Annotated in this window: 22 protein-coding genes; 21 read left to right on the top strand and 1 reads right to left on the bottom strand. The window is 37.7% G+C overall.

The window, feature by feature from the left end:
• Positions 1 to 226 precede the first annotated feature (226 nt).
• Positions 227 to 2,446 carry an NADP-dependent isocitrate dehydrogenase gene (locus FFS26_RS20585; RefSeq protein ID WP_137906011.1) on the bottom strand — a complete coding sequence of 740 codons (2,220 nt, stop codon included), beginning with the start codon at positions 2,444 to 2,446 and terminating at the stop codon, positions 227 to 229.
• A gap of 359 nt (positions 2,447 to 2,805) precedes the next feature.
• Here FFS26_RS20585 and tpx point away from each other — a divergent pair, with 359 nt between their 5' ends.
• The 21 genes from tpx to FFS26_RS20685 all read left to right on the top strand — a co-directional run bounded on the left by tpx (position 2,806) and on the right by FFS26_RS20685 (position 17,278).
• Positions 2,806 to 3,306 carry a thiol peroxidase gene (gene tpx / locus FFS26_RS20590; RefSeq protein WP_137906012.1) on the top strand — a complete coding sequence of 167 codons (501 nt, stop codon included), beginning with the start codon at positions 2,806 to 2,808 and terminating at the stop codon, positions 3,304 to 3,306.
• A gap of 82 nt (positions 3,307 to 3,388) precedes the next feature.
• Entirely contained in the window at positions 3,389 to 3,964 is a 576-nt protein-coding gene (locus FFS26_RS20595) for a Crp/Fnr family transcriptional regulator (RefSeq protein WP_110010398.1), read from the top strand.
• Positions 3,965 to 4,029: 65 nt separating this feature from the next.
• Positions 4,030 to 4,719: an alpha/beta hydrolase gene (locus FFS26_RS20600; RefSeq protein WP_110010397.1), complete on the top strand. Its 690-nt coding sequence runs from the start codon at positions 4,030 to 4,032 to the stop codon at positions 4,717 to 4,719.
• An 80-nt stretch (positions 4,720 to 4,799) separates the two neighbouring features.
• Positions 4,800 to 5,147 (top strand): VOC family protein, encoded by a 348-nt coding sequence (locus FFS26_RS20605; RefSeq protein WP_110010396.1) that lies wholly within the window; start codon positions 4,800 to 4,802, stop codon positions 5,145 to 5,147.
• Positions 5,148 to 5,254: 107 nt separating this feature from the next.
• Positions 5,255 to 6,466 (top strand): DUF763 domain-containing protein, encoded by a 1,212-nt coding sequence (locus FFS26_RS20610; protein ID WP_110010395.1) that lies wholly within the window; start codon positions 5,255 to 5,257, stop codon positions 6,464 to 6,466.
• Between the two features lie 256 nt (positions 6,467 to 6,722).
• On the top strand, positions 6,723 to 7,313 hold the full coding sequence (locus tag FFS26_RS20615; RefSeq protein ID WP_110010430.1) for a Crp/Fnr family transcriptional regulator: 591 nt from the start codon (positions 6,723 to 6,725) through the stop codon (positions 7,311 to 7,313).
• 77 nt (positions 7,314 to 7,390) lie between these two features.
• On the top strand, positions 7,391 to 7,798 hold the full coding sequence (locus FFS26_RS20620; RefSeq protein ID WP_110010394.1) for a VOC family protein: 408 nt from the start codon (positions 7,391 to 7,393) through the stop codon (positions 7,796 to 7,798).
• Between the two features lie 96 nt (positions 7,799 to 7,894).
• Positions 7,895 to 8,305, top strand: a complete 411-nt coding sequence (locus FFS26_RS20625) for a VOC family protein (protein WP_137906013.1) — start codon at positions 7,895 to 7,897, stop codon at positions 8,303 to 8,305.
• Positions 8,306 to 8,330: 25 nt separating this feature from the next.
• Entirely contained in the window at positions 8,331 to 8,453 is a 123-nt protein-coding gene (locus FFS26_RS22920; RefSeq protein ID WP_262710330.1) for a hypothetical protein, read from the top strand.
• Positions 8,454 to 8,463: 10 nt separating this feature from the next.
• Positions 8,464 to 8,793, top strand: a complete 330-nt coding sequence (locus FFS26_RS20630) for a hypothetical protein (protein WP_228449471.1) — start codon at positions 8,464 to 8,466, stop codon at positions 8,791 to 8,793.
• 185 nt (positions 8,794 to 8,978) lie between these two features.
• On the top strand, positions 8,979 to 9,503 hold the full coding sequence (locus tag FFS26_RS20635) for a hypothetical protein (RefSeq protein ID WP_110010391.1): 525 nt from the start codon (positions 8,979 to 8,981) through the stop codon (positions 9,501 to 9,503).
• A gap of 2 nt (positions 9,504 to 9,505) precedes the next feature.
• A complete protein-coding gene (locus FFS26_RS20640; RefSeq protein WP_110010390.1) occupies positions 9,506 to 10,282 on the top strand; it encodes an alpha/beta fold hydrolase in 777 nt (258 codons plus the stop codon).
• An 89-nt stretch (positions 10,283 to 10,371) separates the two neighbouring features.
• Positions 10,372 to 10,803 carry a VOC family protein gene (locus FFS26_RS20645; protein WP_062675266.1) on the top strand — a complete coding sequence of 144 codons (432 nt, stop codon included), beginning with the start codon at positions 10,372 to 10,374 and terminating at the stop codon, positions 10,801 to 10,803.
• Between the two features lie 79 nt (positions 10,804 to 10,882).
• A complete protein-coding gene (locus tag FFS26_RS20650) occupies positions 10,883 to 11,296 on the top strand; it encodes an SRPBCC family protein (protein WP_110010389.1) in 414 nt (137 codons plus the stop codon).
• A gap of 36 nt (positions 11,297 to 11,332) precedes the next feature.
• On the top strand, positions 11,333 to 11,572 hold the full coding sequence (locus FFS26_RS20655; protein ID WP_227942545.1) for a hypothetical protein: 240 nt from the start codon (positions 11,333 to 11,335) through the stop codon (positions 11,570 to 11,572).
• 134 nt (positions 11,573 to 11,706) lie between these two features.
• Positions 11,707 to 12,573, top strand: a complete 867-nt coding sequence (locus FFS26_RS20660) for a VOC family protein (protein WP_137906014.1) — start codon at positions 11,707 to 11,709, stop codon at positions 12,571 to 12,573.
• Positions 12,574 to 12,620: 47 nt separating this feature from the next.
• On the top strand, positions 12,621 to 13,454 hold the full coding sequence (locus tag FFS26_RS20665; protein WP_110010387.1) for an SDR family oxidoreductase: 834 nt from the start codon (positions 12,621 to 12,623) through the stop codon (positions 13,452 to 13,454).
• A 129-nt stretch (positions 13,455 to 13,583) separates the two neighbouring features.
• Positions 13,584 to 14,012 (top strand): hypothetical protein, encoded by a 429-nt coding sequence (locus FFS26_RS20670; RefSeq protein ID WP_062675262.1) that lies wholly within the window; start codon positions 13,584 to 13,586, stop codon positions 14,010 to 14,012.
• 86 nt (positions 14,013 to 14,098) lie between these two features.
• The gene (locus FFS26_RS20675; protein WP_137906015.1) at positions 14,099 to 14,557 is read left to right on the top strand and encodes an SRPBCC family protein; all 459 of its coding nucleotides are present in this window, start codon (positions 14,099 to 14,101) and stop codon (positions 14,555 to 14,557) included.
• Between the two features lie 87 nt (positions 14,558 to 14,644).
• A complete protein-coding gene (locus FFS26_RS20680) occupies positions 14,645 to 15,103 on the top strand; it encodes a DoxX family protein (RefSeq protein ID WP_137906016.1) in 459 nt (152 codons plus the stop codon).
• 171 nt (positions 15,104 to 15,274) lie between these two features.
• Positions 15,275 to 17,278: an alpha/beta hydrolase family protein gene (locus tag FFS26_RS20685; RefSeq protein ID WP_110010384.1), complete on the top strand. Its 2,004-nt coding sequence runs from the start codon at positions 15,275 to 15,277 to the stop codon at positions 17,276 to 17,278.
• Positions 17,279 to 17,888: the final 610 nt, after the last annotated feature.

Consider the following 17,888-nt stretch of genomic DNA (forward strand, 5'->3'; position numbering starts at 1 on the left):
TTTAAGTAAACGTTTATCGGCTAATTCCCTGAAATTTCTTGTCATAATACTAAATAACAATAAATGTATAAAACTAGGAATAATTGTGTCCACACGATAGTCCTCTGGAGGGGTGGCAAAAATTTTTTGAATTTTTGACGGGGTGGTTGTACCGATATTTTTTAACGGGGTGGTTACAAAAAAAGCTCCTTAAAAAAGGAGCTTTCATTTATATCAAAAGGAACAATTAAATTCCGTCAATAATTTCATTTAAAACAGTGCTAGGTCTCATGGCTGCATATGTTTTATACGTATCAGCTTTGTAGTAACCTTCAATGTTCTGAGGTTTACCCTGAGCACCAATTAATTCAGCATTGATTACTTCTTCATTTTCCTGCATTGCCTGAGCAACAGGAGCAAACTGAGCAGCAAGTTCAGCATCAGCAGTCTGGTTCGCCAACGCTTCAGCCCAATACATTGCTAGATAGAAGTGAGAACCTCTGTTGTCTATCTGACCTACTTTTCTTGCAGGAGATTTATCTGTAGCTAAGAATTTAGCGTTAGCTTCATCCAATGCATCAGCTAAAACCTGAGATTTTGTATTTCCCTGAGTTTGTGCAAGATGCTCTAAAGAAGCCTGAAGTGCTAAGAATTCACCCAGAGAATCCCATCTTAGGTATCCTTCTTCCAGGAACTGCTCAATATGTTTTGGAGCAGAACCTCCGGCACCAGTTTCAAATAAACCACCACCGTTCATCAATGGTACAATAGAAAGCATTTTTGCAGAAGTACCAAGCTCAAGGATTGGGAAAAGGTCTGTTAAATAATCTCTCAATACGTTTCCGGAAACTGAGATTGTATCTTTACCTTCTCTTGCTCTCTTCAACGTTTCAGTCATAGCGTCTTTTACATCAAGGATTCTGATGTCAAGACCTGTAGTATCGTGATCAGCAAGATATTTCTCTACTTTTTTGATGATTTCTCTGTCGTGAGCTCTTCCTTTGTCTAACCAGAAGATAGCAGGAGTATCAGATAATCTTGATCTGTTTACCGCTAATTTTACCCAGTCCTGGATAGGAGCATCTTTAGTCTGACACATTCTGAAGATATCATCTTTTTCTACTTTCTGAGAAAGAAGAACGTTTCCGGCTTCATCCTGAACTTCTACAGTTCCGTCTGCAACTAATTGGAAAGTTTTATCGTGAGAACCATATTCTTCAGCTTTCTGAGCCATTAAACCTACGTTTGGAACAGATCCCATTGTGGTAGGGTCCAATTTTCCGTGCGCTTTCATATCGTCAATCACAGACTGGTAGAAACCTGCATAAGAACGGTCCGGAATGATACAAACGGTATCTTCTTCATTTCCGTCTTTGTTCCACATTTTACCTCCGCCTCTTACAAGAGCAGCCATAGAAGCATCAACGATGATATCTGAAGGTACGTGGAAGTTGGTAATTCCTTTATCAGAGTTTACCATAGCCACTCTAGGTCCTTCAGCAAGAGCTTTTTCAATATCAGCTTTGATGTCAGCTTCCTGAGCATTTCCTTTGATTTTTTCGAAAAGATCAGCAAGACCGTTGTTTGGATTAATATCTAAAGATTTGAATGCCTCAGCATATTTAGTGAATACTTCTTTGAAGAAAGTTTCAACAATAGCCCCGAAAATGATAGGGTCAGAGATTTTCATCATCGTTGCTTTAAGGTGAGCAGAAAGAAGTACATTTCTGTTTTTAGCTTCTTCGATTGCTTCCTGAACGAATGCTTTCAATGCCTTTAAGTTCATAACAGAAGAATCAATTACTTCACCAGCCTGAAGACCTGCGTAGTCTTTTAAAACAGATTCAGAACCATCGTTACCTTTGAATACGATTCTGTATTTTGTAGCGTTTTCTAAAGTTGTAGAAGTTTCTGTACCATAGAAATCACCATTGTTCATGTGAGCCACATCAGTTTTGCTGTCAGATGCCCAATCACCCATTCTGTGAGGATTAGCTTTTGCATAGTTTTTAACAGCTTTTGGAGCACGTCTGTCAGAGTTTCCTTCTCTTAATACAGGGTTTACAGCACTTCCTAATACCTTGGCATATTTAGCTTTGATCGCTTTTTCTTCGTCATTTTTAGGTTCTGCAGGATAGTTTGGAACTGCGAAACCTTTACCTTGTAATTCAGCAATCGCTGCATCCAATTGAGGTACAGAAGCAGAAATGTTCGGTAACTTAATGATGTTGGCTTCAGGTTTTGTTGCCAATTCTCCAAGTTCTGCCAAAGCATCACCGATCTTTTGGTCGTCTTTCAAAAACTCAGGGAAGTTGGCTAAAATTCTTCCTGCCAAAGAAATGTCCGGTACTGCGATTTCGATATCTGCTGATTTTGTAAAAGCTTTTACGATAGGTAAAAACGAGTGAGTAGCCAGCATTGGAGCTTCATCAGTAAGTGTGTAATAGATTTTTGATTTTTCTGACATTATACTGTTATTTTTTATTTGAAATTTTAAGTCCCACAAATTTAGTAAATATCATTGTTTTATTTAAGATATTTCCATAAAAAAAAGAGGCTTTTGACTCTTTATATTGATATCTGCTTAATTTATGTTCACCTTCCGGTTACATTTATTTTAGAAATAATTTTATAATGTTCAGAGGCTGAACTTTTTGTCCTTAAAATCAGGCTTTTTCAAGGCTGCAGCTATATAGTAATTATGTCTGATAAAACTGATAATCAATAAGATGTTTTTTATTCTCACTTTAAGATTAATTTAACCATAATAAAACCGGAAAAATTTTCTTTTTTGATTACATTTGAAAAAATAAAAAAATAAATATTATGTCAACGACAATCACTTTAAAAGGAAACGAAGTACACACAATAGGAGCATTACCATCAGTAGGAACCACAGTAAAAGATTTTGCATTGGTAGATTCAGGATTAAATGTGAAAACACTTCAAAATTTTGACGGAAAGAAAAAAGTATTCAATATTTTCCCAAGTATTGATACCCCTACCTGTGCCGCTTCTTCCAGAAAATTCAATGAGGAAGCTTCAAAGCTTGATAATACAGTGATCATCAATGTTTCTAAAGACCTTCCATTTGCATTAGGAAGATTCTGTGCAGCAGAAGGATTGAATAATGTAGAAACACTTTCAGATTTCAGAAGCAGCTTCGGAGACGATTATGAAGTGACCATCGTAGATTCTCCTATGAAAGGATTACTGAGCCGAGCAGTGATCGTTACAGACGAAAACAACAAAGTAGTATATACTGAGCAGGTTCCTGAAATTGCTAATGAACCTAATTACGATGCCGCTCTTGCAGCATTGAAATAATAAAATAATTTTTGTAGAAAAGCCTTGTGAATATGATTTTGCAAGGCTTTTTTGAATATAAAAACCAATCAAATAACACCAAATGACGTCAAATAATTATCAGAAATATGGAGAAATTTTCCAGGTAGATTCAGATCATTTTGAAGAATTCTATGCTTTGCTTCATGATACAAGGCTTTTAAAATCTGATTTTTTCCTGAAACAGGGGGATAAATGCAAATATCTGGGGTTTATAAAAAAAGGAACCATCAGATGTTTTTATATCAATGATCAGGGGCGCGAAATCAATTTTGCATTTTATTTTGAAAATGAATTTTTCACCGATTATGAAAGCATTCTTTGTGATACTGTATCCAATATGAATATCCAGGCATTGGAAAACTGTGAAATTCTGCTGTTGAGTAAAGATCACCTTCGGAATTTATACAAAAAAGAGGCTTACTGGCAGGAGTTCGGAAGAGTAATGAGCGAAAAAATTTATCTGGATGCCAAAAAACGGATTGATGACCTACTGTGCTATTCCCCTGAAAACAGATATCTCAATTTGCTCAAAAAACAGCCTGCGCTCTTTCAGAAAATAGCCCAGAAACATATTGCCAGTTATTTGGGTGTAACCGAACAGTCACTCAGCAGAATAAGAAGCCGGATTGTAAATTAACTTAAGTTAACGTCTGCTCATATTCTAAGCCGTAGCTTTACCATATCAAATTTAACACAATCATTATGGAACAAAAAGATTTAACCATTATTTTGGTACACGGAGCTTGGGGAGACGGGTCACATTGGCAGTACATTATCCCTTCATTGACAAAAGCAGGATATAAAGTAAGAAGTGTTCAGAACCCATTAACTTCTCTGCAGGATGATATTAATAAAACCACAGACCTTATTGATGCTCAGGAAGGAAAAGTGCTTTTAGTAGGACATTCCTATGGCGGTGCCGTTATCTCAGGAGCAGGACATCATGATAAAGTGGCAGGACTGGTTTATATTGCGGCTTTCGCACCAGATGCAGGAGACAGTCTGGGATCTCTGTTAGGAAGAAGAGAATCGCCGGGTGGAGCAAGCATTTATCCGGATAACAAAGGCTTTTTATGGATCAAATATGATGAATTTAAATCTGCTTTCTGCCAGGATTTAGATGATGACAAAGCTTTGGTGATGTCATTGTCACAAAAACCTATTCACAGTCAGTGTTTTGGAGACGTAGCGGGTGAACCGGCATGGAAGACAATTCCAAGCTGGTACCAGATCTCTTTGCAGGATCGTATGATCCCGGCAGAAACCGAAAAAGAAATGGCAGAGCGGCTTGAACCCGAGAAAATAATTTCGTTGGATGCAGGACATGCCTCACTGGCCTCACATCCTGAAGAAGTGACTCAACTGATTTTAGAAGCTGCGGCTTCCATTTAATCAAGATTCAATTCAATACCTGATTAAGCCTTGTGAATTTTATGTAATTTCACAAGGCTTTTTTATTAAAAAATTTGAACATGGTAAAAAGAATCGTAGCCAATATTAAAACAGATGATCTCTCTAAAGCAGAACAATTTTATCAGGACATTCTTGAGCTGGATATTCTGATGGATCACGGTTGGATTAAAACATTGGGTAATGAGGAAGGAGCCAAAGTTCAGATCAGCTTTGCTGAACAGGGAGGAAATAATACAGAAGTTCCTGACCTGTCAATTGAAGTGGATAATGTGGATGAAATCTATGATAAAATGAAAAATGCAGGCTTTGAAATCACTTATGAACTTACCCATGAAGAATGGGGAGTCCGAAGATTTTTCGTTATAGATCCATTTAATAAGCTGATCAATATACTTTCTCACCAATAAAAACGGTTTTATGAATCCGTATGTTTTACCGTAGTTGATTATTAATAATGATCCGGATCATTAAATAATAAGGTGAATAAAACTTACCTTTACACTTTAATCTTAGAATGAAACGATCAGGAACAGCAGATTTACCTCTTCACTATGGCAAAGTACCGCCATGGCTGTATGAACGCATGTCTGTTCTGGGGCTTTCGATTATTGAAGTCATTCTCATGGATTACGGTAAAGACGAGGTCTTACGCCGTCTGGCAGATCCATTCTGGTTCCAGAGCTTTGGAGCGGTGATGGGAATGGATTGGCATTCTTCAGGGATTACCACTTCCGTTATGGGAGCTTTAAAACGTTCTGTTAACCCAAATTCTCAATCGCTGGGACTTTATATCTGTGGCGGAAAAGGGAAATTTTCCCGCGAAACTCCATCAGAGCTCATTAAAATTGCAGATAAAACCGGATTGAACGGAACAGAACTGGTAAGAGCCAGCAAGCTTTCTGCAAAAGTAGATAATACGGCTATTCAGGATGGCTATCAGTTGTATCTGCACAATTTCATTCTTTCAGACAATGGAAACTGGAGCGTCATTCAGCAGGGAATGCATGAATCAGACGGAACAGCAAGACGTTATCACTGGCACTCGGAAAACATTACCTCTTTTGTAGAACAGCCCCACACAGGAATCAATGGGATTTCAAGAGGAAGAATTCTTAACCTTACCGATACTGAAGCCTCAGAGAACAGGAAAGGAATTCTGGATATTTCCCACACCGATTCTGCAGAAGTGATGAAAGATTTTGCAAGACTGATTCTTCCTGCCCATCATGATGTGCAGGCTTCTGATGTTGATCTGAAACGTCTCGGAGCACTGCTGTATGTTACCAGAGAACAGCAGCCACAGAATTTTGAAGACCTGCTGATGCTGGAAGGAGTAGGACCAAGAACCATGCAGTCATTGGCTCTGGTCAGTGAAGTAATTCACGGAGCGCCGTCAAGATTTGCAGATCCGGCAAGGTTTTCCTTTGCTCATGGTGGTAAAGACGGACACCCTTTCCCGGTGCCGATCAATACGTATGACGAAAGTATCAGCATTCTGAGAAAAGGGATTGAAAAATCCAAACTTGGAAATTCTGATAAGCTGAATTCTTTAAATAAACTTCATCAGATCATAGCAAAAGCAGAAAAAGATTTCACTCCGGATTTTGATATTCAGCAGGTGATTGAAGAAGAAAGACAGAATTCCTGGCGTTTTGGCGGAAAAACGGTATTTGGCGATGCCCAGAAACCCAATGCTCCCAAATCAATACAGCTTTCCCTGTTTTAAAAAATATTTCCTGTAAAAAACTTACCATTACTGTATCGGCAGATAGTCATTCCCATCCTCCGGAGGGGTGGCGAAAATTCAAAGAATTTTTGACGGGGTGGTTTAAATGGCTGTTTAACATCGTAGGTTTTAAAATAATATTTGTTATAGTGTAGTACATGGCTTTTTATAAAGGTGTTACATTCTTTGTTTAATGTTTCTTGCTTTTAATTCAATTAAAAATTTTACTTTTAAAGACTTAAAAAAATTGACACCAATGACCAATAAAGCCCTAGAAATCTGCTATGATTTCCCTTTCTTTTTCCCCGAAGAGCTTTCTGAAATATTTCAGGCTCATGAAAAAAAATCTTTCCAGAAAGGTGATTTCATTCTTGAGGAAGGAAAAACGGCCAATGAATATTATATTCTTGAAAGCGGATTGGCGCGTTCCTATGTGAATGATTTCAACGGAAATGAAGTAACCACCCACTTTTTTGTAGAAAATGAAGTTATCATTGAGGTGTTGTCAATGTTTCAGCGGGTTCCCTCTCAGGAAAATATCGTTTGTATCACAGACTGCGAGTGCTGGAGGCTGGATTATGATACATTCCAGGAGTTGTTCCATAAAATCCCAAACCTCAGGGAATGGGGAAGATCATGGATGTCTCAGGAACTTTTTGCTTACAAACAAAGATCTGTAGAAATGTTTACCCTTTCTGCCACCAGAAGATACCTGAATCTGCTGGAGCAGAAATCTAAAGTCGTACAATGGGCACCCTTGAAACAAATTGCTTCCTATCTTGGAGTTACAGACACTTCTCTCAGTCGTATCCGTAAGGAAATCGTTTCTCATCCCAAGAAAAATTAAATCTTGCCGTATGACAAGTAGATTTTCATTGCACCTCGGTAATTTTGGATTACAGATTAACACTAAAATTACGAAAAATGAAAGTCAATCAAATTTATGTCAACCTTCCGGTAAAAGATGTACAGAAAACCAAAGAATTCTGGACTAAGGTAGGTTTTTCTATCAATGAACAATTCTCTGATGATAAAGCAACCTGCGTTGTTTTGAATGATACCATCTATGTGATGTTTCTCCAGGAAGATTATTTTATGACCTTCACCAATAAACCTGTTGCCAAAGAAAATATCAGTCAGGTTCTTGTAGCGGTAGGTTTGAACAGCCGTGAAGAAGTAGATAAAATAGTAAACACTGCTGTAGAGAACGGTGCACGGCAGCATGAAGAACCTCAGGATTACGGATGGATGTATCAGAACTCCTTCTGGGATCCGGATGGGCATGGCTGGAATATTACTTTTGCAGATATGTCTCAAATGCCTGCTGAATAAATTAATCCAAATAAAAAATAAATCTTGCCCTATGGCAAGCGCATTCTTACCGAATCCCGGTAATTTTGGATAACAATCACCACTAAAATTTACAAAATGAATATTACCGATATTTACGTCAATTTACCTGTAAAAGACGTTCAAAAAACCAGAGAATTCTGGACGAAGCTTGGCTTTTCTATTAATGAACAGTTTTCAGATGAGAAAGCAATATGCGTAGTCATGAAAGAAAATCATATCTACACTATGTTTCTTAAAGAAGAATTTTTCCAAACCTTTACCAACAGGCCTTTTGCGAAAGGAGATACTACTCAGGTACTTCTTGCTATCGGAGTCAACAGCCGGGAAGAAGTAGACGGTATGGTAAAAACAGCCATTGAAAACGGAGGGTCAAAATACAGTGAGCCTGTAGATTACGGATGGATGTATCAAAGCAGTTTTGCTGATATCAACGGCCATCAGTGGGAAGTTGTGCATGGTGATGCCTCTCAGATCCCTGCAGAATAATCCATAACACCACAAAATATATCATATGGAAACACAATCAAACGATATAGAAATCATAAAAAATCAGGTAACCAATAACTATTTTGTGATTACGATGAATATCGATGGTATTACCCATGAAGAATCTTTGATTTTTCACCAATGGTGAAGCCAATTGTATGAACTGGATCCTTGGACATTTAATTTACATCAGAAATCCATTACTGAATATTTTAGGAGAAGAATCTGTCTGGGACAATGAAAAATTTTCCTTTTATAACAGAGGAGAAATTCCTCTGGACAGGAAAGATGAATTGATCAGTTTTGAAGAATTAAAATCCTATTTAAAACAATCCCAGGATAAGCTGGAAGCAAAGCTCAGCACGCTTGAGAGTTTTAAACCTGAAATGGTTAAAGATATATCAACCTTAAGCCTTCATGAAATCTATCACAGCGGGCAGCTGGGTTACCTCCGTAGAATTTTAGGAAAACCGGGTGCAATAAAATAAATTCTTGCTCTGCTCGGAATGACAAGTGAACCGTCAAAGTTTCCAGACTATTTTTAGAAAAGTACAATTTTATCGCAGATAAAATCCTTGCGACTTAAAAAAGCATAGTTTGTAAAATTCTTAGCGCCTTTGCGTTTCTCCAACCTACTAACCTATAATTTCTAACTTCTAATCTCTGATTAAAAATGAACACACCAAAAGCAAAAAAAATGGAGCTCGTTATTCCGGCTTACAGAATGCATTCCCAAAGCTTTATGAACGTTTTGGACGGCATTTCGGAAGAAGACGCCTTGAAAAGAATTGAAAATAAAACCAATCATATCGTATGGATGGCAGGAAACTTTGTCAACATGCGCTACGGATTAGGTTCAGTACTTGGGCTTCACGGAGAAGACCCTTGCAATGATTTGTTTTTCCAGGGAAAAGCACTGGATGAAAGTTTTAAATATCCAACCCTTGCTGAACTGAAAGAAAACTTTCATACAATTTCAGCCAAAGTCTTTCAAAAACTTCAGGAAGTAACCGATGAAGAGCTGGATGAAATATTTGAAATAGGAATGAACATCCCTTTCATTAAAGAAACAAAACTAAATTTTGTCGGAATGTGCATCGGCCGTGAAGACTATCTCTGCGGGCAGATAGGTCTCATGCGCAGAATTTTGGATTACCCGGGAATGAAATATGATGTGGACGAAAATATTAAATATTAATAATGAATCCAGTAGAAAAAGGCTATAAAAAAGTCAACGGAATCCAATTGTACTATGAAATCTACGGATCGGGAAAGCCCGTGGTTTTAATTCATGGCGGAGGCTCTTCTATACTTTATGATTTTAAAGAAGTCATCGCAAGGCTTGAAGGTAAATTCCAGCTGATAGGAATCGATTTACAAAATCATGGCAGAAGTGAGCACCGCGATATGCCGGAAACCTTTGAGCAGGACGCAGACGATGTTGCAGGACTTTTGGCAGAACTCAACATTGAAAAAGCTTCATTCTGGGGATTCAGTAATGGAGGAAGTACGGTGATGCAGATTGGCCACCGACATCCGGGCATTGTTGAAAAACTGGTTGTTGCCTCAGCTTTCTACAAAAGAAGCGGAATGATAGACGGTTTTTTTGAAGGAATGCAGGAAGCAACTTTTGACTCAATGCCGGAACCCTTTAAAATTAATTTCTTAAGCCTCAATCCTGATTTTTCAAAGCTTGAAAACCTTTTTGAGAAAGATTGTACAAGGATGCAGACTTTTCAGGACTGGAATGATGAAGTGCTGAGGTCGATCAAATCACCTGCATTATTTATCAGCGGCGATCAGGATGTGATGAAGCCGGAACATACTACCGAAATGTGGCGGTTGGTGAAAGGCTCCCGGTTACTGATACTTCCCGCAACTCATGGTACTTATATGATGCCGGACTTTGATGGAAGTATTGATACCAACTTAATAGACTTTACCGTCAGAGAAGTAGAAAAATTTTTAAACCATTAAGCGTTTTTTATTCATAGTAAATTAATTAATCCTTAATGGATCAACAGTAGAAACAATATTTTATAATAATAACTTTAAAATTAAAAATCATGGCTAAGTTAAATCCGTATCTGAATTTTGATGGAACAGCTGAAGAAGCGTTCAATTTTTACAAAAGTGTTTTCGGTGGTGAATTCGTTGGTGGAATTCATAAAATGGGCAATGCTCCCGGTACCGAAAATCTGTCAGAAGAAGAAAAAAACAGGGTAATGCACATCGCTCTGCCTGTAGGCGGAGACCTGTTAATGGCATCCGATATTGTACCGGCATTCGGGCAGACTCTTACCGTAGGAAATAATAATTATGTGTCTATTTTCCCTGATTCAAAAAGCGAAGCAGACAGGATTTTTAAAGAACTTTCTGATGGCGGAAACGTGGAAATGCCAATTGAAGATCAGTTCTGGGGAGACTACTTCGGATGTTTTCAGGATAAGTATGGTGTTCATTGGATGGTGAACTATAACGAAGAATCTGCAAAATAATCTTATATTTAACTAATGATAATAAAGAGATGCTCATTTTTGGGCAGCTCTTTATTTAAACTTTTAAAAATATAGAACTATGGATCCAATTAAAATAGACATCACAATTTTAGCACCGGTGGAGAAGGTTTGGAATTATTTCAATGAACCCAAGCACATTACGAAATGGAATTTCGCCCACGAGACCTGGCACTGTCCTAGTTCTGAAAATAACCTTGTCGTAGGAGGCAAATTCAAAAACAGAATGGAAGCGAAAGACAAAAGCTTCGGATTTGATTTTGAAGGCGTATATGATGAAATAATTCCTCATGAGATCATTAAGTATCACCTGGAGGACGGACGAAAAGTGGAAGTTGTTTTCGATAAAATAGATGAGAATACAACAAAGGTGATTGAAATTTTCGATCCGGAAAAACAAAATTCTGTGGAAATGCAGCGGGATGGCTGGTATGCTATTCTCAACAACTTCCACAAATATGTTGAGAATCATTAACAATATTTTTTTGTAGCCATGATCAATCTAGTTATCATGTCAAAGAGTTTAAACTCTATGTATGCTTTTAATTATGACTCTACAGAGCAATTCCTTCACGGAGTTATTGCAATACCGGCAAGAAGAGCCTTAGAAAAAGAAAAAATAAATTCTTTGGAAAAACTTTCAGATTACTCCGAAAAAGAAATCATGCAGCTGCATGGTTTCGGTAAAAATGCAATGATGAAACTGAAGAATTACATGAAAGAAAATCAGGTCTGCTTTAAAGAAGCATAATATATATATACAACTGAAAAATTTTGCAGTGTCATTGCAGTAAAACGGATTGGTACCGTTTAAAAGCAAAGGCATAAGATCTGTTTTGCTGTATAGAGAATTAAATTACACCACCTTTATTAAAAATTAAAATTATGAATAACGATATTTTCCCATGTCTCTGGTATGATGGAGACGCTAAGCAGTCAGCAGAATTTTATTGTAAGGTTTTCGGAGGCGAAATCACTGCAGATACTCCTGTTGTCATGAATATTGATTTGTTTGGACAAAGAATCATGCTTCTGAATGGAGGTCCTCAATTCAAAAAAAATGCTTCTATCTCTTTCATGGTCATCTGTGAAACAGAAGATGAGGTTCAAAAATACTGGGATCAGTTACTGGATGGCGGAATAGCTTTGATGGAACTGGGATCTTACTCATGGAGCCCGAAATATGGATGGGTTCAAGATAAATATGGTGTAACATGGCAGTTGTTTCTGGGAGAAAAAGCAAGCGATCAGAAAATAATTCCTACCTTGATGTTTATCCATCAGAATAACGGAAAAGCCAAAGAAGCAATGGAACTTTACACGAAAACTTTTCCCAATTCAAGCATCGGAAATATATTGACCTACGGAGCAGGGAGCGAAGGACATAACATTCCGGAACCGGCAGAAAATGTTCAGCATGCTCATTTTACAATCGATAATTACAGCGTATTCTGTATGGATAATTCCTATGATCACCAGTTTGACTTCAATGAAGGAATATCATTAGTGGTAATGACAGATGATCAGGAGCAAACCGACAAATATTGGAATACACTCACTGCTGGCGGTGGCAGAGAAAGTATGTGCGGCTGGCTGAAAGATAAATACGGATTAAGCTGGCAGATTGTTCCTAAGAGACTCATCCAGCTGATGAATGATTCTAACCAGGAAAAAGCCTATAAAGTTGTTCAGGCGATGATGAAAATGCAGAAAATTATTATTCAGGATCTGGAAGACGCTTATAATTCTTAAATATTTTCGGCGTATTGTTTGATGTGATTTAGAAAAAAGATTTGCATATGAAAACACAGAACAAATCAGACTCTAAGTCAAAAGTCCCTAAAGACGGGGTGTTTCCGGAAATTATCAGGAACGATTATCAGGGAAGCCGGAAGCTGCAGGGTAAAAAAGCTGTTATTTCCGGAGGAGACAGCGGCATAGGACAGGCGGTGGCCGTTCATTTTGCCAGAGAAGGAGCAGATGTCGCCATTATCTATAAAGAAAGTGACGATGATGCTAACGAAACCAAAAGACTGGTGGAAAAAGAAGGGCAGAAGTGTCTTCTGATCAAAGGAGATCTTACCCGGAAAGCATTCAGAACCAAATGCGCAGACAAGATTAAAACAGAGTGGAAGAATATTGATATTCTTGTTAATAATGCAGGAATTCATACTTCAAAAAGCAGTCTGGAAAAAATCTCTGATGAACAGATTCAGGAAACGTTTGATACCAATATTATTTCCATGATTTCATTCACCAGAAATTTTCTTCCTATGATACCAAAAGGAGGACGAATCATTTGTACAACCTCTGTTACAGCGTACCGCGGAAGTGACCACTTGTTAGATTATGCGGCAACAAAAGGTGCTGTTTTGTCTTTTATCCGGTCTCTTGCCGATAATCTTGCAGAAAAAGAAATTCTGGTAAACGGAATTGCACCAGGACCTATATGGACTCCATTGGTTAAAGAAGCTTTTGATGACCTTTCCACCTTTGGAAAAGACACTCCGCTGAAACGTGCGGGACAACCTTCTGAAGTAGCACCAGCTTATGTTTTTCTTGCCTCAAAGGATGCAAGTTATATTACAGGAGAAATTATTCATATCAATGGTGGTGATTTTGTCGGAGGATAGAATGAGAAGCCAGAGGCCAGAAGCTAGAAGCGGTCCCAAAATAACACTCTTACTCTCTGACTCTCAAACTCACCCACCAACGCAGTCACCTGCAACCTATTATCCATCACCTAATCCCTTAAAAAATATATGGAAAAATTATCATATGAAATAGAGATCAATGCTGAACCTGAAAAAGTATGGAGTGTCCTTTGGGGTGATATTACCTACAGACAATGGACAACAGCATTTACAGAAGGTTCTTTTTATGAAGGAACGCTTGAAGAAAATAATATTGTCAAATTTCTTGATCCGAAAAACAACGGAATGTACAGCAGGGTGGAAAAAATGATTCCCAACGAGGAAATAAAATTTTTGCACCTTGGAGAAATTTATGAAGGCATTGAAGTTCCTCAGGACTGGGGTGAAGCTACAGAGGCTTACTTTCTTGAGGAGAACGAAGAAGGCACTTTACTGAAAACAGAAATTCAGACACCGGCAGAATTTAAAGAATTTTTTGAAGAGAAGTTTCCAAAAGCGATGTCACTCGTTAAACATCTTTCAGAAAATCAGCTGTAAATAATTGAGTTAGAATTAAAGAAAAATCTGCGAGCTCTGAGATTACTTCGCTTTGTTCGCAATGACCACCCTAAAAAAAATAAAAAATGGAAACCTTATCATACGAAACAGTAATTGATGCGCCTATGCAGAAAGTGTGGGACATCCTATGGAATCCTGAAACATATAGTGAATGGACCAAGTATTTCGGAGCAGGATCTGTTATGAAATCCGACTGGAAAGTAGGAGGAAAAACCTATTTCCTGAATGCACAGGGGGAAGGAATGGTTTCAACCATAGACAGCATGGACGAGCCCAATCATATTGTGTTCAAACATCTTGGAATGGTAGATAAAGAGGGGCATGAAGATACCCAAAGCAAAGAGGTCATGGAGTGGAACGGGAGCTTTGAGAAGTATTTTCTGATAGACTTTGACGGAAAAACGAAACTTCATGCCGAAGTTCAGGTAGAAAAACAGTGGCAGGATCATATGAATACAGGCTTCACAAAAGGATTGATGGTGGTGAAAAGTCTTGCGGAAGGAGTGAGCCTTGGCTCAGTGTAAAGAAGTTCAACGTTTAAAGTTTAATGTTTAGAGTTGGTATCTTATCCTGAATACTGCTACCTGCCACCTAATATCTACCATCTATAAATGAAATTACTTGTAATACTTTTCGCAACATTTATTCTGGCTTTGCTGGAGACTTTTTTGTTTCAGGGAAAGCCGGATTATATATTTTCAGGGAATCTGGGAATGGCTGTTTTCATCCTATTTACAGGTTTTTCCCATTTTAAATTTCAAAAAGGAATGGCGATGATGATCCCTGATTTTATCCCTGCCAGGATGTTTTTGGTATATTGTACAGGAGTTCTGGAGATTGCAGCAGGAATCGGGCTTATGATTCCGGCCATCCGTGAGATAACAGCAATTTTACTCATTATTTTCTATGTATTGGTTTTTATAGCCAATATCAATTCTTCCAGAAAAAAGATTAATATTTTTAAAGCCGATTACACAGGGCCGGGAATGAAATATCTTTATACTCAAAGGATTCCCATGCAGATTATTCTGATCGTCTGGACCTGGTATTTCGGAATTTATTTACACTAAAAAAGACAGTCTGTAAAGGCTGTCTTTTTTATATAATCGGGATTTTTTTAATTAAATGAGATAAAAATGTAACATTTTATAGGTGTAAAGAGTCTTATTGTAGAAAAGCATGAGTTTTTATTACTCTAAAAATGAAATGCCTATATAACTTTAACCTTTAAAACAGAAGTTATGAATCTAAATCACAACATTTTCGGTACAGCCCTTATTGTACTATCCACCATTATGACCAACGCACAGAGTTCTACTGCCAAACTGCCGGGAGATCCTACTTTGCCATCTTCCAAGGCTAATCTTGAAAAGCTTATTTCCTACGACAAAGGAGATTTTAAATACAAAGTTGAAGATTACTTTGCAAGACCAAAAGCTTCAGCCTTTAAAATCTCTCCTGATGGGAAATATCTTTCCTATAAAGAAAAAGATCAGGAGAAAAAAAATCATGTTTATGTAAAAGATCTTAGCACCGGAAAAATTACCAAAGCTATTGTAGAAAAAGATGATCTGATAAGAAACTATGGCTGGCTGAACAAAAAACGCCTTTTCTATACACAAGATAGAGGCGGAAATGAAAATATCCACCTGTATGCTACCGATACAGACGGAGGAAATCAAAAGGATTTAACACCATTTGACGGAGTAAAAGTGCAGGCCATTATTCCTATAAAAGATACGGATTTTGTTGTGGTTACCATGAATAAAAACAACAAGCAGATCTTTGAGCCTTTTAAAATCAATTTCGTTACCGGGGAAATGACCCAGCTGTATGAAAATAAAGATGTCAACAGCCCTATTGACGATTATCTTTTTGATAAAGACGGAAATCTGAGAGGTTATAGCGTCCTTGAAAACGGATTAACCACAAAAACCTATTATAAAGATCTGCAGACCGCAAAATTCAATCTGATTAAATCTGCAGACTGGTCTGATACCTTCAGTATTATAGAGTTTAATGAAAATTCTAAAAATAAAGATGAAGCGTATGTCGTAACCAATCTGGATAGCGATAAAGCGAGAATTGTACTGTATGATCTTAAAAAGAATGCGGTGATTAAAGAAATTTATTCCAATTCTGTATATGATGTAAGCTCAATAAGCACAGCGGGTAAAAACAGGAACTATGAGCTTGATTATATCAGCTATGAAGGAACCAAGGGAGAAACGGTTCCGGTGAGTAAATTCTATAAGGAAATACATGATAAGTTAAAATCTCAGTTTGGAGATAAGGAATTTGGAATTGTTTCTTCTGATGATAATAATGATAAACTTCTGGTTGTTGTAGGAAGTGATAAGCTGTATGGAACCTATTATGAATACGACACCAAAACCAAGCAGACCAAGCTTCTGTACAACCTGATGCCACAGCTGAAGGAAGAAGACATGGCTGAAATGAGACCTATCGAATTTAAAAGCAGAGACGGGTTGACAATCCATGGATATATTACATTGCCAAAAGCGGCTCTTGAAGGTAAAAAAGTTCCTTTGATTGTAAATCCTCACGGCGGCCCTCAGGGAATCAGAGACAGCTGGGGATTCAATCCGGAAACACAATTGTTTGCCAGCAGAGGTTATGCAACCCTTCAGGTTAACTTCAGAATCTCCGGCGGATATGGAAAATCATTCCAGAAAGCGGGTTACAAGCAAATTGGAAGAAAAGCAATGGATGATGTGGAAGACGGAGTAAAATACGCCATTGAACAGGGATGGGTAGATAAAGATAAAGTGGCCATTTACGGAGGAAGCCACGGAGGATATGCAACATTGATGGGATTGATCAAAACTCCTGATTTATATGCTTGTGGAGTGGATTATGTAGGAGTATCCAATATCTTTACTTTCTTTGATTCTTTCCCGGAATACTGGAAACCCTACAAAGAAATGGTAAAACAGATCTGGTACGATCTTGATAATCCTGAGGAAGCTAAAATTGCTAAAGAGGTATCTCCTGTGTTTCAGATTGATAAGATTAAGAAACCTTTATTCGTAGTACAGGGAGCTAATGACCCAAGGGTTAACATCAATGAATCTGATCAGATTGTAAAAGCAATGCGTGCCAAAGGATTTGAAGTTCCTTATCTGGTAAAATACGATGAAGGACACGGATTTGGAAAAGAGCCGAACAGAATTGAGCTTTATAAATCGATGTTAGGATTCTTTGCTGAAAATTTTAATAAATAAACTATTAATTAAATAGCATTTGAACGGAGGACTCAGGTCTTCCGTTTTTTTTTATGGTGAATGTCATTGAGAGCAAAGCTAGGCAATCTCATTAGGCTTTAATAGGTTGGATAATCGCAAAGACGCTAAGCTTTTTAATCTTTATATTGTTTTTAAGGCGCAAGAAAATCAATGATTTTCAGCAAACGATAATCATTTATTATTTTGCAAATCACGGGTAGTTAAACAGTTTTTCATCGGTATTTGCATAATTAATAAGATGCGTTATTATTAATACGGAGCTTGGATTCCTCGCTTCGCCCGGAATGACAAATATTTCTTTGAAATATCCGTTTCATTTTTAAAGCCGTACAATTTTATCGGAGATAAAATCTTTGCGCCTTAAAACATATCGTTGTTAAACCTTTTGCGTCTTTGCGTTTTCCAACAAGAAAATAACATTACTGTGCAATCTTATCATTCATCAATTACCAATTATCACTCACCAACTTAGCCCCGATAGCAGCGGTTACCCCGGAACATGTGTGGAAGAGCCGGAGGGTAATAGGGTGGGGTTATTTGGCGTGAGGAGTATGAGCGGATAGCGGGAAAAAGCTCCCTTAAACATAAG

The organism is Chryseobacterium sp. 2VB, assembly GCF_005503635.1.
GTDB lineage: Bacteria > Bacteroidota > Bacteroidia > Flavobacteriales > Weeksellaceae > Chryseobacterium > Chryseobacterium cupriresistens.